We start from the raw sequence: 24,388 nt of genomic DNA, 5'->3' as shown, positions 1-24,388 counted from the left end.
CGGCACAGCCGGCGCCGAAGACCGCGATACGAATGCCACTGAGCACCCCTATCGCCTCCCTTCGCGCGGCCGGTCCGCTCTCGCGGCCGACATCCGTCATCGGTTCCAAGACCCGGAGCTACGACGATCACTGGGACGGTGATCCGCGGGATGGTGACCCAGGGACCGTGGCCCAGCGCTCAGCGAGCACCAGCTCCGGTGTTCATGGGTAACGGTAGGGGGACCTCGGAACGGCGACAACTTATTTTTCAAGTCGGCCAGGCGACACCACGGGTAACACCCGTCGAGCCGAACCAATCGTCCGTTACGTCAAGCAATGACTCATGCCGGTACCGTCACCGACGAGGTGGGCGCGCGCCCGTGAGGCGCCGGCGATCCGCCGGCCGGCGTCCGGCGATCGGCATCCGGCCGTCGCGTCCGGCGTCCGGCGGTCGGCGGTCGGCGGTCGGCGGTCGGCGGTCGGCGGTCGGTCAGCGTGGCCCGGTTACCAGGGCGAGCACGTCGGCGCCGTAGCTGTCGAGCTTCACCTGGCCGATCCCCGGGATGGCGACCAGTTCGGCGACCGTGCCGGGCCGGCTCTCGGCGATCGCCTCCAGCGTCGCGTCGGTGAGGATGACGAAGGCCGGCCTGCCCAGCTCCCGCGCCTTCCCCGCCCGCCATTCCCGCAGCCGGTTGAGCAGGTCCCGGTCGACCTGGCGGGGACAGGTCGCGCACCGGCCGGTGCGTGCCGCTACCCCGGTGAGCGCCTGGCCGCACACCCGGCAGCGCACGGCGGCCCGCCCCTTTGGCCTGGCCGCCCCGTTAGCGGCGCCGCCTTCCCCGCCGCCCCCGCTCGGGCCCGCCCCCGCGGTCCGGCGGCCGGCGGCCGCAGGCCTGGCACCGGCCGGGCGCAGCCCGTCGAGAAACCGCGACCGCCGCCGGGGCCGCCCACCCGCGGTGCGCGCGAGCGCCCAGGACAGGGCCAGGTGCTCCCGCGCCCGGGTGACGCCGACATAGAGCAGCCGCCGTTCCTCCGCGATCTCCTCGTCGGTCTGCGCGTGCACGATCGGCACCATCCCGTCGGTCAGGCCGACGAGGAACACCGCGTCCCATTCCAGGCCCTTGGCCGCGTGCAACGAGGCCAGCGTCACCCCTTCGACGGTGGGGACGTGCTGGTGGGCCGTCCGGTCGGCGAGGTCCGCGACGAAACGCTCCAACCCGGCGTCGGGCTCGGCCACCACCAGGTCGACGGCCAGCCGGTGCAGGGCGGCGAGGTTCTCCCAGCGTTCCCGCTCGGCCCCGACGGTGGGCGCCGTCGCCCGCCAGCCGGCGCCCCGCAGCACGTCGGCGACCGTCTCCGCGAGCCCCGCCGGGCGGTCCGTCTCGGCGGAGCGCAACGCGGCGCGCAGCAGCCGCACCGCGTCCCGCACCTCCGGCCGTTCGAAGAACCGCTCGCCGCCCTTCACCAGGTACGGGATGCCGGCCGCGCCGATCGCCTCCTCGTAGGCCTCGGAAGCCGCGTTGATCCGGTAAAGCACGGCGATCTCGCTGGCCGGTACTCCGCCGGCGAGCAGCGTCCGGATCCGGGCCACCACCGCCCTGGCCTCGTCCGCCTCGTCCACGCATTCGACCAGCGCCGGCTCCGGGCCGTCCGGACGCATCGCGACGAGACCCGGTTGCCCTGCCGCCACCCCACCCACGGCGGAGACGGCGGCGCGGCCGGCGTCCCCACCGGGACGGGCACCCGCCGGGCTCGTCGGGCCCGCGGGACCTGGGGGGCCTGACGGGGCCGCGCCGAGCAGCGCGTTCGCGAGGCCGACCACCTGAGGGGTCGAGCGGTAGTCGCGGACGAGGTGGACGACGGTCGCGGCCGGGAAGCGGCGCGGGAACCCGACGAGGTAGCGCGGCGAGGCGCCGCTGAAGGAGTAGATGGTCTGGTGCGGGTCACCCACGACGCACAGGCTGTCCCGGTCCCCCAGCCAGGCGTCGAGCACCCGCTGCTGCAGCGGGTTGACGTCCTGGTACTCGTCCACGACGAAGTGGCGGTACCGCGACCGCAGCTCGGTGGCGACCCAGGAGTGCTCCTCGATGATCGCCGCGGTCAGCAGCAACAGGTCGTCGAAGTCCACCACACCGGCCGCGCGCTTGGCCTGTTCGTAGTCCGCGTACAACCGGCTGACCGCGTCCGCCGGCCAGACGGTCTCGCGCCCCGCCGCCTCGGCCGTGCGCGGGTAGTCCTCGGGCGTCACCATCGTGGCCTTCGCCCACTCGATCTCGGAGGCGAGGTCGCGCAGCTCCCCCCGGTCGGGGCGCCGGGACGACCGGGCGGCGGCCTTGGCGATCAGGGGGATGCGGCTCTGGACGAGGGCGGGCAGCGCCGCGCCGGCGACCTTGGGCCAGAAGTACCCGAGCTGGCGCAGCGCCGCCGCGTGGAACGTCCGGGCCTGCACCCCCTCCACCTCCATCCCCCGCAGCCGGGAGCGCAGCTCGCCGGCGGCCCGGTTGGTGAAGGTCACCGCGAGCACCTGCCCGCCGGGCACTCCCTGCCGGGTGAGGTGGGCGATCCGGTGGGTGATCGTCCTGGTCTTGCCCGTTCCCGCACCGGCAAGGATGCAGACCGGTCCGATCGGCGCGAGCACCGCGGCGCGTTGTTCCGGGTCGAGCCGCCATTCCTCGGACCCGTCGACGCGGCCGTCGAGTGAGCCGTCGGCGGGCGCCCCGTCGGCGGCCGGGGGCGGCTGGTCGGCATCAGCCGACCCGGCCGACCCGGCCGGGCGGTACGTACGGGACGTGCGCGAGACGGCGGCCAGCTCACCGGACATGACCTGAAACGTAGTCACCGGCGGCGGTGGGAAGCGGCGGGGCCGTCGGCGGGTTGTGGATGGCTGGCACCCGGTCGCGGGTGGTCGCGGCGTGGGAATGCATCCCCGTCTGACCGGGTATGTCGGTTGTTGGCTCGTGACGGCAGGGCTACAGGCAGGCCGCGCTTTGCTCGGCCGAGGCGAGAGGATGATCAGTGCTCACGATGTACAGCACCAGCTGGTGTGGCTACTGCAAGCGGCTGAAGCGCCAGATGGATGATGCAGGCATCCGGTATGAGGTCGTCGACATCGAGTCCGACCCCACTGCCGAGCAACTGGTCCGCGATGCGAACAACGGCAACGCGACCGTGCCCACGGTCGTCTTCCCGGATGGGACTGTGATGACGAATCCGTCCCTCCGTCAGGTCACCGAGAAGGTCACTTCTGCCGCATAACGGATACGCAGAGCAACGAGAAAATCGGTGCTCGACGCCCTCCGGACGCATACACGGCCGGCTCATGGGACGGTGTCCGTCACTGCCCGTGAAGTTTGTGGGAGAGTTCGGCCTGTGTCGTCACCACCCTCAGGACAGGCGCGCAGCACCGTGGACGCTGCCGCGCGGGCCGCGCAAGCCCTCCACCACATGGAGGCGACCGGGTTCGTGGAAATTTCCACGACAACGGCCACCTACCTAGAGGTGGTTGGGACGCTGCCTGGTCTGGAACCGGGAACGCAGTACCCGCGGTCGGCGAGTCTGGTCGCCCGCGTGCTTGACGGTGCCCCAGCCATTGGCACCAATGTGGGGATGGAACCGAGCCTGGCGGACACGGTCGAACACGAACGCCTCGGAGTGGGCAGTCACGTCGTCGTGCCGGTCCTTACCCGGACGGGTGAGCTCGCCGGGTTGCTGGTCGGTCTAGACCGTGGCGCGGTCGAAGTTGTGCCCACGGCGCTGCCATTGCTCCGCGGCATAGCCGACGGTCTGGGTGCCGCGTGGCCAACTGGCGATGCCCCGCCCGCGGCGGCCCCCCTTTCGGCGGCATCGCCGGCGGCGGCGCCCTCACCGGCGGCGCCGAGCCCGGCCGGTGGCCCATCCACGAGCGCCGTCCCCAACCCCGCCGTACTCGGAGCGCCGCGACCGGGGTCTGGTCAGCGACCCGCGCCGTCGGCGGAGCCCACGACCCCGGCGGGGTCGCCGGTCTCCGGCGCGGGGCACGACGGGCCAGGCCAAGCCCTGCCCGGCGCAGGTGTCGCCGGAACGGGCAAGGCGCCCCGGCCCGGACCCCCACCCCGGCCGGGACCCCGGCCCGCGCCGCCTCCCCGGCCGGTCGCCCCCACGCCCCGCGCAGCCGTCGACGGCGCCGCCCGGCGCGGCACCGGCCACGGACGGCGAGCTACGGCTGCGCCGGACCAGCGCCGGCTGGGTGGTCGAGGGCCCCGGCACGGACGTCCGGCCGGTGGGTGACCTGATCTCCGCGATGGTGCTGGCCGATCTGCTGGCCGAAGACCTGAACCCGCCCGGCCGGCCGCGCCGCGCCGACCGGGAGCTCGGCGAGGTCGAGAAGCTGCGGCTGTCGGTGGTCCAGCTGGAGCACGCGCTCGCCTCCAGGGTGATCGTGGAGCAGGCCATCGGCGTGCTGGCCGAGCGCCACCACATCAAGCCGCGGGACGCGTTCGAGCGGCTGCGGCGCACCGCGCGAGGCATGGGCAGGCGGGTGCACGACCTGGCCCGCCAGGTCGTCGACTCGGTCAGCGACCCGCGGATCGCGCTGCCGGGAGAGCTCGGCGGCCGGCCGGGACCGGGGCCCGCGGCCGGGCCGGGTCCCGGCCCGGGCTCAGCGCCCCGGCCCGCCCCACCGCGTGCCACCCCGACTCGCCACTGACGCGAAGGACGAAGCGGACCGCCGGAATCGGTGAGACCGATTCCGGCGGCCAGCGGCCAGGGGACGGTTCCAAGGTTGGTCGCTGGCCCGGGTGGCGCCGCACCCCGGCCCGCGCAGGACTGGCTAGGAGCTCCGCTGGGAGGACGAGTCGGCCACGGCCGTCACAGACCCGAGCGCCGCGACCGCGCCCGTGATCTTCTCGGCGTCCCCGACGAGCACCGTGATGAGCCTGGTCGGCGCGAGCAGGCCGGCGGACACGGCGAGCACCTCCTCGGCGGTCACTCTGGTCAGCGCCGCCGGATGGTCACGCAGGTACTCGACCCCCATGCCCGCGCCCGCGAGCCCCGACAGCGTCGAGGCCAGGCCGGCGGCCGTCGCGCTGCCGAGCGCCATCGTCCCGACCGAGTACTGCCGGGCCGCCTCCAGCTCGTCGGATGACGGCGCGAGCACCGCCATCCGGCCGAGCTCGTAGAAGATCTCCAGGAGCGCCGGGCCGGTGACGTCGGTCGCGACGTCGGCGGCGACCGTGAACCGGGAGCCGGCCAGGTAGTGGTCCACGCCGCTGCGCGGCGAGTAGGTGTAGCCCTTGTCCTCGCGGATGTTGTCGACCAGGCGGGAGCTGAAGTAGCCGCCAAAGATCGTGTTGGCGAGCCGCTGAGCCGGGTAGCCGGGCTCGTGCCGGTCGAGGGCACCGCCGCCGAGGCGGATGTTCGTCTGCACCGCGCCCGGCCGGTTCACGATCAGGATCGGACCGGTCGCCAGCGCCGGGAGTGCCGGCACGGCCTCGGGCTCGCCACCGGACCAGCCGCCCAGCGCCGCCTCGACGGCGTCGTGCGCCGCCGCCGGGTCGACGTCGCCGACCAGGGTCAGGATCGCGCCGCGCGGCGAGATCCTGGCCGTGTGCAGATCACGGACCGCTCCGACGCCCACCCGGGCGAGCACGGCCGGCTCGACCACCGCGCTGCCGTACGGGTGCCCGGGGAACAGCCGGCGCAGCAGCGCCTCCCGGGCGATCACGGCCGGCTGGCTGAGCGCCATCGTGGCGTCCTCGACCACCCGGTCGCGCTCGCCGCTGAACTCGTCGTCCGGGTAGCTCGCCTCCGTCAGCACCTCGGCGAGGATGCCCAGCAGCGGGTCGAGATTGGTGGCCAGCGCCGAGCCGACGACCGCGAGCCGGTCGGCGTCGACGCCGGTGGAGAGGGATCCACCGAGGGCCTGCACGGCGGTGGCGATCTCGACCCGGTCCCGCTTCGCCGTACCGGTGAACAGCGTCTCGGCCAGCAGCTCGGCCCGCGCGGCGTGGTCCGCGCCGAGCCCGGTGAACGGGATCCGCAGCCGCAGCTCCACCAGCGGGACGCTGGTGCGCGCGACCACCAGCACACGCAGCCCGTTCGGCAGCGTCCGCTCCACCACGGTCGGGAGCTCCGCCGGCACCGTCGGGCGGACGGCCGGGATGACCCCGGCCCGTTCGGTCGTCGTCGTCAAAGCCCCCGCCGTCCCGTCGCTAGTTGTCCTTGACCAGTCCCCGGGCGCTCGCTCGTCGTCACGACGCCGCCCCGGCCTTCAGCTCCAGCACGGAGCGTCCCTGCGCCCGCAGCGCTGCCGCGGCCGCCGCGACGGCGTCACCGGTCACCTCGGACAGCAGTGCCGGCAGCTCGTTGAGCATCTCCGGACGGCCCCGGTGCAGCTCGAAGGCGCCGAACGCGAGCGCCCGACCCAGCGCGTCGTCCGCCTCGCGCAACAGCCCCGAAGCGACGCGGGCCCGCACCCGTTCCAGCTCGCCGTCGGCGAGGCCGTCGGTCGCGAGCCGGTCGAGCTCCTCGTCGATCGCGGTGAGGATCCCGGCGGCCGGCGACTCGGCCGGGTGACGGGCCTCCACGGTCAGCAGCAGCGGGTCGCGCTGGTCGAACGGGTCACCGAAGGTGCCGACGTAGCTGCTCACGCCGATCACCGAGCGGTCGGTCTGCACCAGTCGCCGCTCGAGGCGGCTCGCGTCGCCGGACGTGAGCACGTCGGTCAGCAGGAAGTTGGCGAGGAACGCGGACAGGTCGGTGTCCGGGTCCGGCACCCGGTACCCGATCGCGAGCGCCGGCCGGGGCGCGAGCTTGTCGACGAGCTCACCCCGCCGCTCCTCGGACCGGATCGGCTCGGCGAAGCTGCGCCGATCCGGCACCGCGCGGGCGGCGATGTCGGCGAAGTACCGCTCCACGAGCTTCAACACGTCGTCGGGGGCGAAGTCACCCGCGATCGTCAGGACGGCGTTGCCCGGGGCGTAGAACTTCTCGAAGAAGTCCTCCGCGTCGTCGAGGCTCGCCGCCTCGAGTTCACTGAAGTCGCCATAGCCGTTGTGTGCGTTCGGGAACGTGTCGAACGCGACCGGTGGCAGGGTGATCCAGGGGAAGCCGCCATATGGGCGATTCATCACATTTACGCGGATTTCTTCCTGGACAACGGCGATCTGGTTGTCCAGGTTCTCGCGGGTGATTTTCGGGGCCCGCATCCGGTCGGCCTCGAGGAAGAGCGCGAGCTCGAGCGCACCGGACGGAAGTAGCTCGTAGTAGTCCGTGTGGTCCGGATGCGTCGAACCGTTGAAGATTCCACCGGCGGCCTGCACGTACTTCGGGTGTTCGGCCTTCCCGACGTTCTCACTGCCCTGGAACATCATGTGCTCGAACAGGTGCGCGAACCCGGTACGGCCCTCCGGCTCGGACCGGAAGCCGACGTCGTAGTGCACGGCGACGGCCACGACCGGCGCCGTCGTGTCGGGGGCAAGTACGACCCGCAGTCCGTTGTCGAGCCGGGTCTTCTCCAGTGGATAGGCGGGCGAGGGAAGCGACGAGGTCATCGTTGCGGACGCCGTCGGGCCGGTGCCGGTACGTGAGGACACATCTGGTCACGCTACTGCCCAGGACGGTTCACCGGCAGCGGTAGCGCCAACCGGCGGGCCTGGGGCGCCCACGCGCTTTGGCGGACGGAACACAGCGCCGATGACGCGGTTCGTCCGCCAAAGCCAGGTGAAGGTCAGTGGGCTGGGGCCCGGGTGGTCGGGGTGGCCGAGGCCGTCGAGGCCGTCGCGATGGCCGGGTCGGCGATCGGGCTCGCGCCAAGGGCGAGGGCCGGGAGACCGCCGCGCAGGATGGTGACGGCGCAGACGGCGAACCCGACGAGCAGGAGCGCGTTCGCGACGGTGCCGACGACGCCGCTACCGCCGCCGGCGAAGTTGACCGGCTCGTAGGCGACGAACAGCGCCGCCGCCCAGCGGGGCACGGCCCGCGACCGCCACAGCGCGATGCCGAGGCACACCATCGAGACCAGGCCACCGATGAGGCTGAACAGGACGAACGCCTGGAACTGCGCCGAGCCGCTCAGCTGGTGCATCAGCGCGGCGCCGGCCGCGTGGTCGGTCTCCGCCGCCGCCGCGCGCACGTTGTCGGCGCTGACCAGGCCGACCCAGGCGCTGCCTGAGATGATCCCGAGCCAGCCGGCGACACCGGCGAGCCGGCGGGCCCGGGGGAACGCCAGCAGCGCGGTCACGGCGGTGGCCGCGCCGAGCAGCAGGATCAGGATCTCCGCGGCAAGTCCCGCGTCGACCCGGCCAGCATGCGCGGCGAACCTGTCGATCGAGGCGACGTCATCGCCGTCCCCGCTCGCGGGAAGAACGGTGGTCGCCAGGACGGCGCCCAACCCGGTGAGGAGCAGACAGGCCGCGGCGAGCAGCCGGCCAACCGGCGAGGTGGGCGGTACGGCGGGCGTTGCGGAGGTGGGCATGGCAACTGTTCCTTCCAGGGCGTCCAGGACTGATCGCAGCCCAGGACTGGATCACTTCGAGCGCGGGATGTGGTCACGGCGTCGAGCGACGCCGGTCCGCGATGAGGAATCGGAATGGTCCGGTCTCCGGCCGTGCGCCGCCCGGGCGCACGGCCGGACCGGCCGGCACCCGTGGTGCCGACGGGGCAGCGGGGTCAGCTGACCTCGAAACCGCTCGCGAGGATGGTGGCGAACTCCGGAGGCGGCCCGACGGGAGTGGCGACGATGTAGCGGCCGGGGCTGAGCGTGGCCAGGCCGTAGGCCGGGTCGGAGCCGGTGGGCTGGGCCACCGCGACGACGTCGGCGATGTCCTCGAGACTGGCCTTGCCGGCCCGCACGTCGGCCGCGGTCGCGGTCTGGCCGTCGCGGACCTTGCCGAGCAGCAGGATGAAGCCGGCCTTCGCCGGATCGGTGCCGGTGTTGGCGAACTTCATCGCCACCGGGCCGGCGGGCAGTGTCGCCGGCACGCCGGCGAGGGCGGTGCCGTCGCTGTTGGTCACGTCGAGGGTGGTGTAGCCGCAGGAGTCGTGCGCCCAACCGTTGACGGCGGTAAGCGCGGCGCTGAGCGAGGCGTCCTCGGTGGAGACCGGCTTCCCCTCCTTCGCGCCCTGCACAACCGTGGCCAGCACGTCGACCTTGCTCGTCAGGTCTGCCGGGACACCGGCGCGCAATGCGGTGACCTGGGTCTGCAGCGGCGTCGCCCAGGCGGCCAGCTCGGCCGCGGACGCCGGCGGGCCGTCCGGATCGATCCCGGGGATGTTCACCCAGTCGCTGGCCAGCACGGCGGCGCAGGCCGCCTGGGTGTCGTTGGCCGTGGCCGCCGCGGGCGTACCCGCGGCGGCGGGCGACTCGGCAGAGTCGGACGAGTCGGAGCAGGCGGCGAGCAGGACGGCCGCGCCGAGGCCGAGAGCGCCAGCGGTGACGGTCCAGCTGTGTCGACTGAAGAGCCCGCGGCCGCGCGAGGCTCCGCTGTTGTCGCGCGGCCGCGGGCGACGGCGGGCCTGGCCGCCGATGCTGTGGGTCTTCATCGTTGTCTCCTGATCGGATCCTGGCCGGACCGGTCCGGCTGACCGGTCGCTGTGGCAGGGCGATCATTCGGGCGCCTCGTTCCCGCCGGCACGTGTACGCCGTCCCGCCGGCGCCGGGAGGATTTCCCGGCCCGGACGGGAACGCCTGTGCCCCACACTGGTGCGACCTGGTGCGATCACATGGACCGACCCGCGCCCGGGAAGCCCGAGCACAGGGAGCAGGCGTGGATGTGACCTCTCAGGACCAGCCGCGGCCGACCGACCCGCGGTCACGGTGGCGATGGCTTGCGCATGCCCTCGCCCTGACCATCCTGGCGCTGGTCGCCGTCGGCGTGGTACTCGTCCTCGCCACCCCGAGTGGGGTCATCGCTCCGGGTGGGGACTCGGCGCGCAGGTCCGGCTGGACCCAGATCACACTCGCGGTTCCCTTCCTGGTCGCCGGCTGGCTGCTGGCCTCGCGCCGGCCGGAGGTGCCGTTCGGCTGGTTGGCACTCGCCGCAGCGTTCGCCCACGCCGGGGGGGCGGCCGGCGGAGGCTGGCTGATGGTCGCCGTGTACGGCGGGCACGACCTGCCGGGCGCGCTGCCCGTGTCGATCATCACCCCCGCAGCCATGGCGACCGAGCCGGTCGTGATGGCGACTACCTGGGCGACCTTTCCCTACGGCCGGTTCCCGCGCGGGCGGATCGGCTGGCTCGCCGCCATCAGCATCGGGCTGTGCGCCGTGGGCTGGCTGCTCGGGCCGCTGTGGACCGGCAAGCTCGTCGACCCGCCGCCCAGGTACGCGAACCTCACCAACCCGATCGGCGTTCCCTTCCCCGAATGGCTGCCGGTGCTCCTGTTCGCGTCGGGACTGCTGCTCGGGTCGGTCGTCATGGTGGTGCGCTGGCTGCGGGCCGAGGGCGAGCTACGCCAGGTGCTGCGCTGGCTGGCCGTGGTCAATGTCATCGCCATCGTGGGGACGCCGTTCGTCGTGGCGTTGCCGGCGGGCGAGATGATCGCCGACGTCGGCACCGTCGTCGAACTGGTCGTCATCGTCGCCGTGGTGCTCGCGAACCGGGTGTACGGCATCGAGATCGTGCTCAACCGCGCGCTCGTCTACGTCCTGCTCACCGCGTTCGTCGCCGCGGTGTACGCGGCCGGCGCCGCCGTGCTCGCCGCGTTCGGGCAGGCGGTCGGCGGCCCCTGGTCGGTGGCGGCTGCCCTCGGTGCCGCGTTCAGCCTGGCTCCGGCCCACTCGCGGGTGCAGCGGATCGTCAACCGCTTCCTCTACGGCGAGCGCGACGAGCCCTACACGGTGGCGACCCGGGTAGCGGCCCGGCTGGAGGCCGCCGGCAGCGTCGAGGCGCTGTTGCCAAGCCTGGTGGAAGCGCTCGCCGGAACCCTGCGCCTGCCGCGCGCGACCGTGGAGCTGCGCGGCGACGACGGATCGGTCCGGGCCATCACCTATGCGGACACCGGAGACGCGGGGCGCGAGGCCGACCGTTCCGGGCGTGAGGCCGCCGCTCGTTTCCCGCTCGTGCACCAGGGCGAGGACATCGGCGCGCTCGTCGTGGGGCTGCGATCCGGGCAGAACGCGCTCGGCTCGCGCGAAACCAGGCTGCTCGCCGACATCGCCCGCCAGGTCGCGGTGGCCGCCAGCAACGTCCGGCTCACCGAGGCGCTGACGCGCTCCCGGGAACGGATCGTCAGCGCCGCCGAGGAGGAACGCCGCCGGCTGCGCCGCGACCTGCACGACGGCCTCGGGCCGGTCCTCACCGCCGCGGCGAGCAAGGTGGACGCGGCCCGCAACCTGGCCGGCCGGGACCTGCCCCGGGCTACGAACCTGCTCGCCGACGTGCGCCGCGACCTCACGTCGGCGCTCGGCGACCTGCGCCGGCTCGTCTACGCGCTGCGCCCGCCCGCCCTGGACGAGCTCGGCCTGCTGGCGGCGCTGCGTGAGACGCTGCGCGGCACCGCGGTGCCGGTGACGCTGGCGGCTCCGGACACGCTGCCGCCGCTGCCCGCCGCCGTCGAGGTCGCCGCGTACCGGATCGTGACCGAGGCCGTGACCAACGTCGCCAGGCACGCGGGCGCCACCCGGTGCGAGGTGACGATCGGCTGCGCCGAGACGCTGACCATCGAGATCCGCGACAACGGCCGGGCGAGCGACGCCGCTGGAACCGTGACCGCCTGGTCGCCGGGGGTGGGACTGACCTCGATGCGGGAACGGGCCACGGCGCTCGGCGGCGCCTGGAACGCCGGGCCGACCGCCGCTGGCGGCCGCGTCCTGGTCGAGCTTCCCCTCTCCCTGGCCGGCAGCGCCGTGCCACGGCCCGCGGGCAGCACGGAGGTCATGGACACTTCAGCCGCCACGGACGACGCAAAGGTCACGGGCGTCGTCGGCGTCGTCGGCGCGACGAGCGTCCAGCTGGCCGGGAGCGCGGGATGACGGAGACGAACGAGGGCGCTAGCCCCCCGGAAGCGGCGGTGCCTGGCGGCGGGGCCGAGGGCTCGGCGGCGGACATCCGCGTGGCGATCGTGGACGATCACCGAATCGTGCTCGACGGGCTGGTGGTGCTCCTCGACTCGATGGACGGCCTCACCGTCGTGGGCGAGGCGACCTCGGGCGAGGAGGCCGTCGGGCTGGTCGGGCGGCTGCGCCCGGACGTCGTCCTCATGGACATCGAGATGCCGGGGATCGGCGGGGTCGAGGCGACCAGGCGGATCGCGGCCGCGCATCCGTCGGTGGCGGTGGTGATGCTGACCATGTACGGCGAGGACGAGTTCGTCTTCGCCGCGCTGCGCGCCGGTGCCCGCGGCTACCTGCTCAAGGGCGCCCAGCAGGAGGACGTCGTGCGCACCGTCCGCGCCGCGGCGCGTGGCGACGCGGTGTTCGGGCCGGACGTCGCGCAACGGGTGCTACGCACCTTCGCCGAACCGCGGCCAGCCGCCAAGCCCTTCCCCGAGCTCACCGACCGGGAGCGGGAGATCCTCGCCCTACTCGCGAACGGCTGGCCCAACGGCCGAATTGGACGCCATCTTGGCCTCACCGCGAAAACCGTTGCGAACAACGTTTCAAATATCCTCGTAAAGCTCCACGCCACAGATCGCGCCGCAGCAATTCTCGCCGCCCGCCGAGCCGGTTTTGGCGATCCATGAACTAAATCCCGGTGCACTGTCCAGCTCTTTGACATCGCCGCCGGCCGCCCTATAGTGGCGACATGTCCAGAGACGGAGATACTGTCGGGATCCCTGACAGGAACACTCGGCTGCGCCCCGCGCGGCGGCGGCAGCAGGCGTCACGCGCGCACGATGGGGTGACCACGAGCTCAACCGGGCGGCAAAACCAGTTGCCGCCTGGTACTACCGTGGATACAGGGGACAGGTACGGCCGAGAGACGGAGGGGCATCATGACAACCGCCGCCATACCTCTGGAGGAGGACGACTCCTTCGACGACGAAGACACCGTGGTCGAGGTGACCGCCGAGGACCTGCATCAGGCGTGGCTGAACGCCCTACAGGTCGCGGGGTATCCGTATGAAGAACTCGAGGAGCAGGCCAGAACCGGAGCGTTCAAGTCCGCGGCGGCCCACCGGTCCTGGCATATCGTCAAGAGCCTCCTCCCCTGGCGTGAACCTCCTGCGTGAGACACAGAGGTTCTCCGACGACCTGAGCAGGTTCCTCAACGGCACGATCTGCAGTGGGATCCGGATAGGAGGACGACTGTCGACGGAAAACACCGACCATGCCTGGGTCAGCTATCGTCCGAACAATCAGCGGTTCGTGGGACCCCGAGGCATTCCGATTTCGGTAGGCCGCGCGCCTCGGTGCTGGCTCGACGTTAGCTTCGTGACGAGTGTCGACGGCTTCGGCGAGCACCTCATGGTCGTCACGTCCTACGTCGGGCTATACGCCGACGCCGAGCTGACACAGGTCCTGCTGCACTACGACTACGAACGCGACAAGCGGGACGGGTACCCGGACTCGCACCTCCAGATTCCCGCGACGTCCGATTCTTGGACGTCGCTGCTGACCCGATGCCCGGACGCCAAGGACGAGCTGGGTCATCTGCACCTACCGACCGGTGGCCGGCGGTTCCGGCCGACGGTCGAGGACGTCGTCGAGTTCCTGATCGTGGAGCGGATCACCGAGGCGCGCGGCGGCTGGCGGGATGTGCTGGCCCGATCCCGAGACGCCTTCCTGACCCGTCAGCTCCGCGCCGCCGTCCGGCGCCTCCCCGAGGCAGCCGCTGACCAGCTGACGCAGATGGGCTACGCGGTCGCGACGCCGTAGGAGACCAGGCAGACGGTGCATCCGCCCGCATGCGCGGGCGGCGCCGGCAGATCGGCGGCCCGGGCGGCTACCGTGAAGGTCGTGGATGCGACTGTTCCTGAGGGACAGTTTCCGGCCGGCCTGAGGGCTCTACTCAGCTCCGAGTTGGCCTCCGTGGGCGAGGACATCATCGCGGCGATCGCGGCGGAGGTGCCGGCCTATGCCCGCCCACTGGAGGGGCGGTTCGGGCGGGGGGTACGGGCGGGTGTCGCCGAGGCGCTGCGCCGGTTCCTCGCGATCGTCAACGGCGGCCCGGACGATCCGGCCGACGTCGCCGCCAGCCGCGAGATCTACGTGCGGCTGGGACACGGCGAGTTCCACGCCGGCCGTTCCCTGGACAACCTGCTCGCCGCCTACCGGATCGGTACCCGGGTCGCGTGGCGGCGGTTCGCCGACGCGGCCCTGCTGCGCGGTGGGCTGGACGCGGCCGGCCTGGTAACCCTCGGCGAGACGCTCTTCGGCTACATCGACGGCGTCTGCGCCGCGTCCACCGAGGGATACGCGCTGGCCCAGTCCGCGGACGCGGGCGCCCGGGAGCGGCTGTGGGACCGGATCGGCGAGCTGCTGCTGTCCGGGGCCGACCCGGCGGCCGTCGAGGAGATGGCCCAGGCCGGGTCGGTGCGGATCCCGGACCGCCTCGCCGCGGTGCTGGTACCAGCGCGCGCCGGCAGCCGTCACGAGCTCGGCCTGCCCACCGGCTGCCCGAACACCACACATGGCTCGGACCTGTGGCTGTTCGTGAACGGGGACGACACGCGCGGCCAGCGGTTGGCCGGACAGCTCGCGGGCCGCTCGGCCGTCGTCGGCCCGGCGGTGCCCTGGGCGCGGGCGGCCGCGAGCGCCGAGCGGGTCAGGTTCGCGCGCGAGGCGCGCGACGACGGGCTGCTGCCGGCGGATCCGAGTGGGAACCCGCTGTTCACCGACGACCACCTCGCGACGCTGCTACTCACCCGCGACCCGACGCTGCTCGCCGACCTCACCCATCGCCGGCTCGCCCCGCTCGCGGGCCTGCCCGAGCGGACCCGGCAGCGGCTCGCCGCGACACTGCTGCACTGGCTGGCCCTGCGCGGCCAGCGCGCGCTGATAGCCCGCCACCTGCACATCCACCCACAGACCGTCCGCTACCGGGTCCTACAGCTGCGCGACCTGTTCGGTGACGCCCTCGACGACCCGGACGCCCGCTTCGAGCTGGAGCTCGTCCTGCGCGCCGGAGCTGCCACGATCATCGGCGACGAGGGCGGGCACGACGACGAGAGCGAAGGCCCTCGAAGCCGGCCCGTCCCCGCCGACTAGGTCAGGTTCGCGGCTCACCCGCGAGCTCGCGGATCGCCGCGCGGAAGAAGTCGACGTCGACCGTGAGACCGACCGAGACCGGAGCTCCGATGCCGTCGGCGTTGCCGTCCGGCCCGCGGCCGGGAGCGGCCCCGGACGCCGCGGGGATCGCGGAGATCTCGGGTTCGGCGCGGTGGCGCCGCCAACCCAACTGGCGTAGGTCCACGACCGTCTGGCCCCAGGCGGCGCTGCCACCGGTGTCGACCGCGACCGGCAGCGTCTCGACGCCGAGGATGTCCGGTCGGACGACGGCCATCGCCGCCAGCAGGTCGTGGCAGGGCGTCTCGCCCTCGGCGCACAGCGAGCCGGCGTTGCGGCGGTAGAACGACAGCGGCCCGTAGAGGAAGGCCGACGCGGCGGTCCGCCGCGCCGCGAGCGCGGCGAACTCGACGTCGCGCAGGGTCGCCTCGTGGGTGACGTCCAGGCCGACCATCACCGGTGGCGCCGACCAGCCGGCGGCGAGCGCCGTGGCCGCGGCGAGCGGGTCGTTCGCGACGTTGGCCTCGGCGCTCGGCCGGGCGTTGCCCTGGGCGCGCGCGCTGCCGCCCATCAGCGTCAGCCGGCTCGAGGCGGCCGCCGCCGCGTCGGCGCGTACAGCCGCCGCCAGGTTGGTCAGGGGCCCCAGCGTCAGCAGTGACGCGCCCCGGCGCATCTCCCTGACCAGCACCTCGACGGCGGGTGTGTCCTCGTCGGCGCCGCGGCGCGGGTCGGCGAGCCCGACGTCACCCAGCCCGTCCTCGCCGTGGATGAACACCGGCCGGGTGATGGGCGGCGCCGGGTCCGTCGGTTCCGCCCCGACGTACACCGGGACGTCGGGGCGGCCACCCGCCTCGAGGATGATCCGCAGGTTACGGGCGGCCTGGCGCACCTCGACGTTGCCGCCCACCGCGGTGACGGCCGCGATCTCGACGTCCGGCCGCCCGCACAGCCAGACGATCGCCGCCGCGTCGTCGATCCCGCCGTCGCTGTCGATGACAAGTCGCATCAGTACCGCTCCTCCCACACCGTCCCGCGCTCAGACCCGGACCATCCTCGCGCAACCGGCGAATCCGGCTTCCTGGCCAGGCGCGCCCGCGGCCAGCGGGGGCCGATCGGTTACCGTGCGGACCGTGCGGCTGGGGACGTTCAACGTGATGAACGGCCGCTCGCCGAGGGACGGGAACGTCGACCTGGCACGGTTCCGCGCGGCCGTCACGTCCCTGCGCTGCGACGTGCTGGCGCTGCAGGAGGTCGATGTCGGCCAGCCCCGGTCCGGGGGCGCCGATCTGGGCGCGGTCGCGGCCGACGCGTTGGGGGCCGGGGAGGATGCCTGGCGGTTCGCGGCGACCGTGTACGGCATCCCGGGCCTCGGCTGGCGGCCGGCCGACGGGGTCCGCTCCCCCGACGAGCCCGCCTACGGCATCGCGCTGATCAGCCGTTTTCCCGTCCGTGGGTGGCAAGTGGTGCCGCTCGGGCGGGCGCCGGTGCGCTCGCCGATCGCCGTGCCCGGGCCGGACGGGCGGCCGCGGCTGATCCTGCTGGCGGACGAGCCGCGGGTCGCGATCGTCGCCAGGCTGGCCACACCCGCCGGGTCGCTCACCGTCGCGAGCACGCACCTGTCCTTCGTTCCCGGCTGGAACGCCTCGCAGCTACGCCGCCTCACCCGGGCCCTGCGCGCCGACGACACCCCCGACGGCGTCGGCGAGGCGACGGTGATCCTCGGCGATCTGAACCTGCCGGGGCCGCTGCCGCGGGTGCTCACCGGCTGGCGGCGGCTGGCCGCCGCGCCGACGTACCCGGCGCACGCCGCGCGGGTGCAGTTCGACCATGTCCTTGCCCGCGGCGCCGTACCGCCGGTCGTCGCCGCGCGGGCCGAGCAGACGGCGATCTCCGACCACCGGGCCCTGCTCGTCGACCTCGCGTCGGCCGGCGACGGCGGTCCGTAGCCGGCTCAGCGATCGGTGGGCGGCTCAGCGATCGGTGGGCGGCTCAGGGGGTGCGGGGCGGCCGCAGGAGGCCGACGAGGTCCGCCTCGGTCGGCAGTTCCGGGCGGGTCAGGCGGCTGTCCCTGACGTAGTAGAAGGCCCCGTCGACGGCGCCCGGCGGGATGCCGCGCAGCCGGGCCCAGGCCAGGCGGTAGAGCGCGAGCTGGACCGGGTCGGCGGCGGTCGCGCCGGTCTTCCAGTCGACCACCTCGTAGCGGCCGCCACCCAGGTCGTAGACGGCGTCGATGCGGCCGCGCACCACCCGGCCGCCGATCGGCAGCTCGAACGGCGTCTCGACGGCCAGCGGGCGCCGACCGCCGTACGGACCGGCGAGGAAGGCCTCCTTCAGGACGCGCAGCTCCGCGTCGTCGAGGTGGTCGTCCTCGGCGCCAGGCAGGTCCTCGTGGTCGAGCAGCGGGCGGCGATCGAAGATCTCCTCGACCCAGGTGTGGAAGCGGATACCCCTGCTCGCCGCGGGGACGGGCCGGCGCGGCAGGGGGCGGACCAGCTCCCGGGCGAGCCCGTCCGGGTCCGCGCGCAGCTTCATCACCTGCGTCGCCGTGAGCCCTGTCGGCAGCGGCACCCGGCGGACCGGCGCGCGCGCGGCGAGCTCCTCGTCGAGCAGCAGCCGGGTCTCCTGGTCCAGGGCGTCGAGCAGCGCCCGCTCCTGCGCGGTCATCCCGGCGCGGTCGTCCGCCGCGGCGATCTCGGCGACGGCCGCCACCGTGGCGGCGGCGCTCCTGACCTCCGGGGCCCCCAGCACCTCCGGAGCCCCCAGCACATGCGGTGCCTCGGGAACCCCGGCAGCCGCGGCCGCGGCGAGGACGGCGGCGGTCGGCGTACCCGTGAGCAGGTCGCGGACCGCGTCCGCGGCCTCCCGCCGGGCGCCCCCCGCGGCCGCGTCCATCGGCGCCGGCCAGACGTACTCCGGCGGCGTCTCGAGCGCGGGGTTGGTCTTCTCCAGGGGGATGTCGGCCCAGTGGTCCACCCGGCCGTTGCCCACCCGCTGGGCGTGCCCGCGCAGCTCGTCGAGGAACGACGACGGGCCGCGCGGCTTCTTCTGGGTGGGGCCCCACCAGTGGCCGCTGGTGATCAGCGCCGAGCGTGCCCGGGTGAACGCCACGTAGGCGAGGCGGCGCTCCTCGTGCTCCGCCTGCTCCCTGCACTGGTCGGCGAACCGGTCGAACGCCGCCCGGTCGTCGGCGACGGCGAACTCCGGCAGGTCCTCGGCGTCGCCGCGCAGCGGGGTCGGCAGCACCGAAGGCGAGGTCGTCCACCGCTCGCCGACGGTGCTGTCGGGGAACGACCCACGGCTGATGTTGGGCACGGCGACGACGTCCCATTCCAGGCCCTTGGCGCCGTGCATGGTGAGCACCTGGACGGCCTTGCCCGCGCCGGCGACGTCGGCGTCCAGCCCCCGCTCGTACTGCTCGCCGGCCCGCAGGAAGCTCAGGAACGAGGTGAGCGAGGCTCGCCCGCTCGCGTCGTCGTAGCCGGCGGCCGAGCGGTCGAAGTCCGCCGCGACCCGCAGGAAGGCCGCGAGGTTCTCCCGGCCCCGGGTCCCGCGCGGCGCGGCGAGCTCCAGCTCGACGTCGAGGCCCGTCGCCTCGACCACGCGGTGGACCAGCTCTACCAACCCCGCGCCGGTGTGCGCGCGCAGCTCGGCGAGCTCCGCCGCGAGCGCGCGCACCCGCCGGGCGCCCTCGGCGGAGATCTCGTCGCCCGGGTGGGCGAGGGCGTCGGCCAGCGAGACGACGTCGCTCGGGTCGACGTCCGCGACCGCGTCGTCCAGCGCCCCCGCTCCCGCCGGCCCCGCCGGCGCCGGCGGGTTTCGCGTGGCGGGGGCGGCGCGCAGAAGCTCGGTCGCCCGGCGGCCGAGCGCGGCGAGGTCTCGGGGGCCGAGCCGCGGCCGCGGCCCGGTCAGCAGGCGGATCAGCGACGGGTTCGCCGTGGGGTCGTCGAGCACCTCCAGCGTCGCCCGGATGTCGGCGATCTCGGGCTTGGACAGCAGGCCGCCGAGCCCGAGCACCTCGACGGGCAGGCCCTCGTCCGTCAGCGCCGTCACCAGCGCCGGCACGTCCGACCAGGACCGGGCGAGCACGGCGCACTCCCGTGGCGGGCATCCCGCCAGGACCCGCTCGGCGAGCTGGCCGGCGACCCAGCGAACCTCGTCGGCCCAGGTGGCGTGCAGCGCGACCACGGTCTGCCCGGCGAGCAGGGACTCCGGCCGTGGCCGCAGGACGGTGACGGACCTGGTCGGCAGGCGCTCGGCGACGGCGTTGGCGAGGGTGAGCAGCCGCCCGCCACTGCGCTGGTTCACCGACAGCTGGTAGGTCGCCGCCGGTGTGCCGTCGGCCTGGCGGAAGTGCTCGGGGAACCGGTCGAGGTTGCTCGCCGAGGCGCCGCGCCAGCCGTAGATGGCCTGCGCCGGGTCGCCGACGGCCGTGACCGGGTGCGCCGCGCCGAACAGCCCGGCCAGCAGCCGGCGCTGGGCCACCGAGGTGTCCTGGTACTCGTCCAGGAGCACCACCGAGTACTGCCTGCGCAGCAGCACGCCGACCTCGGGCACCTGCTCGGCCAGCTGGGCGGCGAGCGTGATCTGGTCGCCGTAGTCGAGCAGCTCCCGGTGGCGGCGGGTGGCGCGGTAGTCCTTGACCAGCTCCGCTAGCTCGAGGCGGCGACGCGCGGTGAAGGCCAGCCTGCGCAGGTCCCGTACCAGGGTGGCCGTGTTCTGCCGGGCGCGGGCGCGTTCCGTCGCCGCGAGCACGTCCGCGAGCCAGCGCCGGTCGAAGGCGATCAGCTGGTCCGGGTCGACGAGGTGCTCGCCGCACTGGCCGTCGAGGGCCACGACCGCCTCGACGAGCGCGGACATGGAGCCGGTGAACGCCTCGACGCGGCCCGGGTAGCCGCGGGCGACGTGCGCGGCGAGCTGGTATCGGGCGGCGGCGGGCAGCAGGACGCAGTCGGGCTCCAGGCCCAGCCGCAGCGCGTGGTCGGCGACCAGCCGGCTGGCGAACGAGTTGTAGGTCGCGACAGTCGGTTCGCCGACGCCGCCGTCCGCACCCGCGACGGCCAGGCGCGCGCGGCGCAGCTGGGCCAGGGCCCGGCGGACCCGCTCGGCCAGCTCGCCGGCGGCCTTGCGCGTGAAGGTGAGGCCGAGGATCTGCTCAGCGGGCACCCCGACCGCGGCGACCAGCCAGACCACCCGCGCGGCCATCACCGACGTCTTGCCGGAGCCCGCGCCGGCGACGATCACGCCGGGGGCCGCGGGCGCGCAGATCGCGTCCAGCTGCTCCTCGGTGAAGGGAACGCCGAGCAGGCCGCGCAGTCCCTCCCTGGTCAGCCGGCCCGGCTCGACGGCGGTGGCCTCGCCCCCGCCACCCCCGGTCTCCTCCCCCTGTCCGGGACGGTCGCCTGGCGCGGCCGCCTCGAACCAGTCCTCGAGGACCGCGTCGGCGTCCGCGCCGCCGCCGAACCCGGGGAGGGCGGGCTGCGGCGGGCCGGCCGGCCGGGCCGGCCGCGTCCCGAGCGCGACGGTCGCCACCGGGACGGCGCCGACGGGCAGGGCGGGCAGGGCCTCGTCCGCGCGGCGGGTGGCACGGTCCCCGGCGGGGCGCTCGGCGACGCCGGGAGTCGGCTCGTCGAACGCCTGCTCGTCGAACGCCTGCTCCGGAAGCGGTGACGCGTCCATCACTCGACCACCTGCCTGCCCTCGGCGGGCCACGCGGGGCAGGAACGCCGGAACGAGCAGTAGTCGCAGCTCGGCCCCGGTGTTGGGGTGAACGTCTCGGTGGTGATCGTGCGCACGGCCTGGCCGAGCAGTTCGTCCACCCAGGACCGTCCGGCGGGCAGCGCCTCCTGCCGCTGGACCTGGGGTGAGCCGGTGGGCGCGCCCGGCTCGCGGGGGCCCACCCGGTCCCCGTCCGCGTCGCGGCGGAGGAGGACGAGCTCGGCGCCACCGGGCACGGCGCGCCGATCGCCGGCCTCCGTGGGCCGCACCGCCTCCGGCCGGTCCGGCGAGGCCGGTGTCTCCGGCCGGTCCGCCGGGTCCGGTTGGGAGGTGGACGTCGGCGCGACCTTGTCGTCGACGGCGCCCTCGCGGACGGCGAGCTGGTAGGTGCCCAGCTGGACGTGCTCGGCCAGGTCGCGGGTGCCGACGGCCGCCCGGCCGGTCTTGAAGTCGATGACGTGCACCCGGCCGGCGTCGTCGAGCTCTAGACGGTCGATCGAGCCGCGCAGCCGGATCGGGCGTCCGTCGACGGTCAGGTCGATGCCGAACCGCTCCTCCGAGCCCACGACGACCCGGCCGCGCTCGGCCGCGTGCCAGTCGAGGAACCGGGCGAGAGCTTCCCGCGCCGCCGCGCGCTCCTGGTCCGAACGCCAGCGGGCCTCGAAGGCGAGGTGCCGCCAGACCGTCTCGAGGCGGGCGTCCAGGGCGGCGAGGTCGGCCGGGGTACGGCCCGCGGTGACCTCGTCGACGAGGGCGTGCACGACCCGGCCGAAGCTCTGCGCCGTCGTCGCCGGGCGCCCGGCGTGCGCCTCGTGCTCCAGGAACCAGCGCAGCGAGCAGTCGCGCAGGCTCGTCAGCGACGACCCGGACAGCCGGATCGGCTCGTCCGCCGGGACGACCGGAACGTCGGACGAGGTGACGTCACGCACGCCCCACCAGCGGTCGGGGTGCGCGGCGGGCACCAGCGGCCGGCCGGCATGGTCGGCGGCCGCCGCCAGCGCCGCGAGCCGGCGGCGGGCCGCGCGGCGCAGCGCCGGGCTGGCCGTGGCCTCGACCGACGCCCGGCGCAGGGTGGCGACCAGGCTCGCCAGGGTGAGCGGCCGCGGCGTCCAGGACGAGCCGTCCGCCACCGCGACGCCCAGCTCGGTGAGGAACTCGCTGCGCCGGGAGCCGTTCTCGGCCGTCGCGGCGCCCTCGCCCGCGGTGTCGACGGCGGTGACGACCAGCCGGCGCCGCGCTCGGGTGACCGCGACGTAGAACAGCCGGCGCTCCTCGGCCCAGCGGTCACGGGGAGTTTCCGGCGGGCGCAGGCCGCCTCGCTCGGGTGTGTCCAGCTGCTCGGTGCCGAGCAGCGAGTGCTGCGCGCGCAGGTCGGGCCACGCTCCGTCCTGGACCCCGCGAACGACGACGATGTCCCATTCGAGGCCCTTGGCGCGGTGCGCGGTGAGCAGCCGGACCGCGTCCGGGCGGATCTCGGCGCCCGCCCGGTTGTCGGCGGCGAAGTCCTGGCTGGTCAGGTCCGCGATCAGCCCGCGCGCGCCTCCGCCCGGCCCGCGCCGCTCGCCGAGCCGGTCGACCGCGTCGAACAGGGCGACGACGGCGTCGAGATCGGCCTCGGCCGCGCGTCGCCTCGCGCCATAGCCACTGGCGGAGGCCCGCCGCAGCCGCGCCGGCCAGTCGGTGCCCTCCCACAGCGCCCAGAGCGCGTCCTGTGGGGTGCCGCCGGCCCGCAGCCGACGGCGTACCTCACGCAGCAGCGCGCCGGCCTCGGCCACCGGGCGGGCGAGGTCGGTGTCGAGGTCGTCCGGAATCGACGCGGGGTCGGCCAGAGCGGCCCGGACCATCTCGGCGGACGAGGCCGGCCCGCGCACGGCACCGACCTCGGCTGCCGCCGCCTCGGTCACATCGGCCGTCTCAGCGGCCTCGGCCGTCTCTGCCGCGCGGGCGTGTTCACGCAGCGCGCGGCCAAGGGCCCGCAGGCCGGTCGGATCCGCGCCACCCAGCGGGGACAGCAGCAGCGCGCGGGCGTCCGCCGCGGTCAGCGACGCGGGATCGTCGGCGCAGCGAAGAGCGGTGAGCAGGAGCGCCGCCGCCGGCCGGGCCGCCAGCGGCGGCTCGTCACCGGTCAGGTCGACGGGTACCCCGGCCGCCGTCAGTGCCCGCGCCACCGGCGGCAACGCGTCGGCGGATCGGGTCAGCACCGCCATCTCATGCCAGGCCACCCCGCCCGCGAGGTGCTCGCGGCGCAGCAGGTCGACGATCGCCTCGGTCTCCGCTGCCTCGGACGGGAACGACAGCGCCTCGACCTGGCCGGCCTGGTCCGGCTCGGCGGGGACGAGCGCGCGGTGGGCCCGCAGGGCGGACGCTGGCAGGCCCGACATCGGCAGCCGGCTGGCGACCTGCCGGCTCGCGGCCAGCACAGCCGGCGCCATCCGCCGGCATACCCCGAGCGCGCGCACGTCCGCTGGCGAACCGTCGGCGCGCGGGAACCGACTGGGGAAGTCGAGCAGGCCGCGCACCCGCGCGCCCCGGAACGCGTAGATCGACTGGTCCGGGTCGCCGAACGCGACCAGGTCGGCCCCGCCCGCCGTCAGCGCGGCCAGCAGCCGCTCCTGTGCCGGGTCGGTGTCCTGGTACTCGTCGACGAGGACGGCCCGGTACCGGGCCCGCAGCGGCTGGCCGAGCTCCGGGTCCTCGACGAGCGTCGCCGCCCGGTGGCCGAGCTCCGGGTAGTCGACCGCGCCGTCGTAACCCAGATTGTCCAGGTAGTCCGTGTAGAACTCGGCGAGCGCCGACCAGTCGGGCCGCCCCGCGCGGGCGGCGAGCGCCTGCAGACCGGCGGGGTCGAAGCCGAGCTCACGGACCCGGGCGAGCAGCGCCTCGACCTCCTCGCCGAAGCCCCGGGTACGCAGGCACACGTCGAGCGACGCCGGCCAGCGCGGCCGGCCGAGCTCGCGCGAGCCCTCGATCAGGTCGCGCAGGCGGGTGAACTGCTCCGGGCCGGTCAGCAGCCGCGGCGACAGATCGCCCGGACGCGGGAACTCCCGCAGCACCGCGTAGCACCAGGAATGGAAGGTCCAGGCCACCGCGCCGCCGACGGGCACACCGACTCGCGCGGTGATCCGCTCGGAGAGCTCCCGCGCGGCCCGCCGGCTGAACGTCAGCACGAGGATCGAGCCGAGATCCACCCCCGCCTCCACCCGGCGGGCGACGGCCTCGACCAGCGTGGTCGTCTTTCCCGTGCCCGGCCCCGCGAGCACCAGCAGCGGCCCGCCCCGGTGCTCCAGCACCGCCCGCTGGGCCTCGTCCAGCCGCGCCGGCTCGGCTGGGCGAGACCCAGCCGGCGCCGACCGGTCGAGCCGGTAGCGGCGTACGTCGGCGCCCGGCCGCGTCAGGGCGACCGGCGGCGTCACGGCGGACGGCGTCACGGTCGTTCGTGTGACGGCGGACGAGGTGGACACGGATACAGCAGACCACGTGACTCCGACAGTTTCGCGATCGCCCCGAGCGCGCCCGGCGCGCCTGGCCCGCGCCGGCCTCCCACCGGCGA

General features: G+C 74.5%; 17 protein-coding genes. 8 read left to right on the top strand and 9 right to left on the bottom strand.

Annotated features, from left to right (window positions below; all coding sequences use genetic code 11):
• Window positions 1-470 precede the first annotated feature (470 nt).
• Window positions 471-2,801, bottom strand: a complete 2,331-nt coding sequence (locus FRCN3DRAFT_RS0210465) for an ATP-dependent DNA helicase UvrD2 (RefSeq protein ID WP_007515998.1) — start codon at window positions 2,799-2,801, stop codon at window positions 471-473.
• 194 nt (window positions 2,802-2,995) lie between these two features.
• On the opposite strand from FRCN3DRAFT_RS0210465, the gene FRCN3DRAFT_RS0210460 reads away from it, so the two are divergent.
• Window positions 2,996-3,235, top strand: a complete 240-nt coding sequence (locus FRCN3DRAFT_RS0210460) for a mycoredoxin (protein ID WP_007515999.1) — start codon at window positions 2,996-2,998, stop codon at window positions 3,233-3,235.
• Window positions 3,236-3,472: 237 nt separating this feature from the next.
• On the opposite strand, the gene FRCN3DRAFT_RS56055 is transcribed toward FRCN3DRAFT_RS0210460, so the two are convergent.
• Window positions 3,473-3,643, bottom strand: a complete 171-nt coding sequence (locus FRCN3DRAFT_RS56055) for a hypothetical protein (protein WP_232793998.1) — start codon at window positions 3,641-3,643, stop codon at window positions 3,473-3,475.
• A 385-nt stretch (window positions 3,644-4,028) separates the two neighbouring features.
• Here FRCN3DRAFT_RS56055 and FRCN3DRAFT_RS56050 point away from each other — a divergent pair, with 385 nt between their 5' ends.
• On the top strand, window positions 4,029-4,664 hold the full coding sequence (locus tag FRCN3DRAFT_RS56050) for an ANTAR domain-containing protein (protein WP_232793997.1): 636 nt from the start codon (window positions 4,029-4,031) through the stop codon (window positions 4,662-4,664).
• Window positions 4,665-4,787: 123 nt separating this feature from the next.
• On the opposite strand, the gene FRCN3DRAFT_RS0210450 is transcribed toward FRCN3DRAFT_RS56050, so the two are convergent.
• The 4 genes from FRCN3DRAFT_RS0210450 to FRCN3DRAFT_RS0210435 all read right to left on the bottom strand — a co-directional run bounded on the left by FRCN3DRAFT_RS0210450 (window position 4,788) and on the right by FRCN3DRAFT_RS0210435 (window position 9,499).
• Complete coding sequence (locus tag FRCN3DRAFT_RS0210450; RefSeq protein ID WP_007516002.1) at window positions 4,788-6,149, bottom strand: M16 family metallopeptidase; 1,362 nt, start codon at window positions 6,147-6,149, stop codon at window positions 4,788-4,790.
• A 58-nt stretch (window positions 6,150-6,207) separates the two neighbouring features.
• The gene (locus FRCN3DRAFT_RS0210445; protein ID WP_007516003.1) at window positions 6,208-7,509 is read right to left on the bottom strand and encodes a M16 family metallopeptidase; all 1,302 of its coding nucleotides are present in this window, start codon (window positions 7,507-7,509) and stop codon (window positions 6,208-6,210) included.
• A 176-nt stretch (window positions 7,510-7,685) separates the two neighbouring features.
• The gene (locus FRCN3DRAFT_RS0210440) at window positions 7,686-8,432 is read right to left on the bottom strand and encodes a DUF4386 family protein (RefSeq protein WP_007516004.1); all 747 of its coding nucleotides are present in this window, start codon (window positions 8,430-8,432) and stop codon (window positions 7,686-7,688) included.
• Between the two features lie 194 nt (window positions 8,433-8,626).
• On the bottom strand, window positions 8,627-9,499 hold the full coding sequence (locus tag FRCN3DRAFT_RS0210435) for a hypothetical protein (RefSeq protein WP_007516005.1): 873 nt from the start codon (window positions 9,497-9,499) through the stop codon (window positions 8,627-8,629).
• A gap of 224 nt (window positions 9,500-9,723) precedes the next feature.
• On the opposite strand from FRCN3DRAFT_RS0210435, the gene FRCN3DRAFT_RS0210430 reads away from it, so the two are divergent.
• From FRCN3DRAFT_RS0210430 to FRCN3DRAFT_RS0210410, 5 genes are all read left to right on the top strand, one after another.
• Entirely contained in the window at window positions 9,724-11,928 is a 2,205-nt protein-coding gene (locus FRCN3DRAFT_RS0210430) for a sensor histidine kinase (protein WP_007516006.1), read from the top strand.
• Window positions 11,925-12,638 carry a response regulator gene (locus FRCN3DRAFT_RS0210425; RefSeq protein ID WP_007516007.1) on the top strand — a complete coding sequence of 238 codons (714 nt, stop codon included), beginning with the start codon at window positions 11,925-11,927 and terminating at the stop codon, window positions 12,636-12,638. Before FRCN3DRAFT_RS0210430 ends, FRCN3DRAFT_RS0210425 begins: the two co-directional genes overlap by 4 nt.
• A 252-nt stretch (window positions 12,639-12,890) precedes the next feature.
• A complete protein-coding gene (locus FRCN3DRAFT_RS43805) occupies window positions 12,891-13,127 on the top strand; it encodes a hypothetical protein (protein ID WP_007516008.1) in 237 nt (78 codons plus the stop codon).
• Window positions 13,128-13,329: 202 nt separating this feature from the next.
• Complete coding sequence (locus tag FRCN3DRAFT_RS0210415) at window positions 13,330-13,773, top strand: hypothetical protein (protein ID WP_051466217.1); 444 nt, start codon at window positions 13,330-13,332, stop codon at window positions 13,771-13,773.
• A gap of 81 nt (window positions 13,774-13,854) precedes the next feature.
• On the top strand, window positions 13,855-15,105 hold the full coding sequence (locus FRCN3DRAFT_RS0210410; protein WP_051466802.1) for a PucR-like N-terminal domain-containing protein: 1,251 nt from the start codon (window positions 13,855-13,857) through the stop codon (window positions 15,103-15,105).
• 1 nt (window position 15,106) lies between these two features.
• On the opposite strand, the gene FRCN3DRAFT_RS43800 is transcribed toward FRCN3DRAFT_RS0210410, so the two are convergent.
• Window positions 15,107-16,129 (bottom strand): nucleoside hydrolase, encoded by a 1,023-nt coding sequence (locus FRCN3DRAFT_RS43800; protein WP_007516011.1) that lies wholly within the window; start codon window positions 16,127-16,129, stop codon window positions 15,107-15,109.
• A 124-nt stretch (window positions 16,130-16,253) separates the two neighbouring features.
• On the opposite strand from FRCN3DRAFT_RS43800, the gene FRCN3DRAFT_RS0210400 reads away from it, so the two are divergent.
• A complete protein-coding gene (locus FRCN3DRAFT_RS0210400; RefSeq protein ID WP_027140444.1) occupies window positions 16,254-17,069 on the top strand; it encodes an endonuclease/exonuclease/phosphatase family protein in 816 nt (271 codons plus the stop codon).
• Between the two features lie 43 nt (window positions 17,070-17,112).
• Here FRCN3DRAFT_RS0210400 and FRCN3DRAFT_RS0210395 read toward each other — a convergent pair whose 3' ends face one another.
• Window positions 17,113-20,799 (bottom strand): ATP-dependent helicase, encoded by a 3,687-nt coding sequence (locus FRCN3DRAFT_RS0210395; protein WP_007516013.1) that lies wholly within the window; start codon window positions 20,797-20,799, stop codon window positions 17,113-17,115.
• Window positions 20,799-24,299, bottom strand: coding sequence for an ATP-dependent helicase (locus tag FRCN3DRAFT_RS0210390; RefSeq protein ID WP_232793996.1), 3,501 nt, complete (start codon window positions 24,297-24,299; stop codon window positions 20,799-20,801). Before FRCN3DRAFT_RS0210390 ends, FRCN3DRAFT_RS0210395 begins: the two co-directional genes overlap by 1 nt.
• Window positions 24,300-24,388: the final 89 nt, after the last annotated feature.

Source organism: Pseudofrankia saprophytica (assembly GCF_000235425.2).
Taxonomy (GTDB): Bacteria; Actinomycetota; Actinomycetes; order Frankiales; family Frankiaceae; genus Pseudofrankia; species Pseudofrankia saprophytica.
The sequence above is the reverse complement of the archived record's forward strand: the minus strand, read 5'-3'. Positions and strand labels throughout refer to the sequence as shown.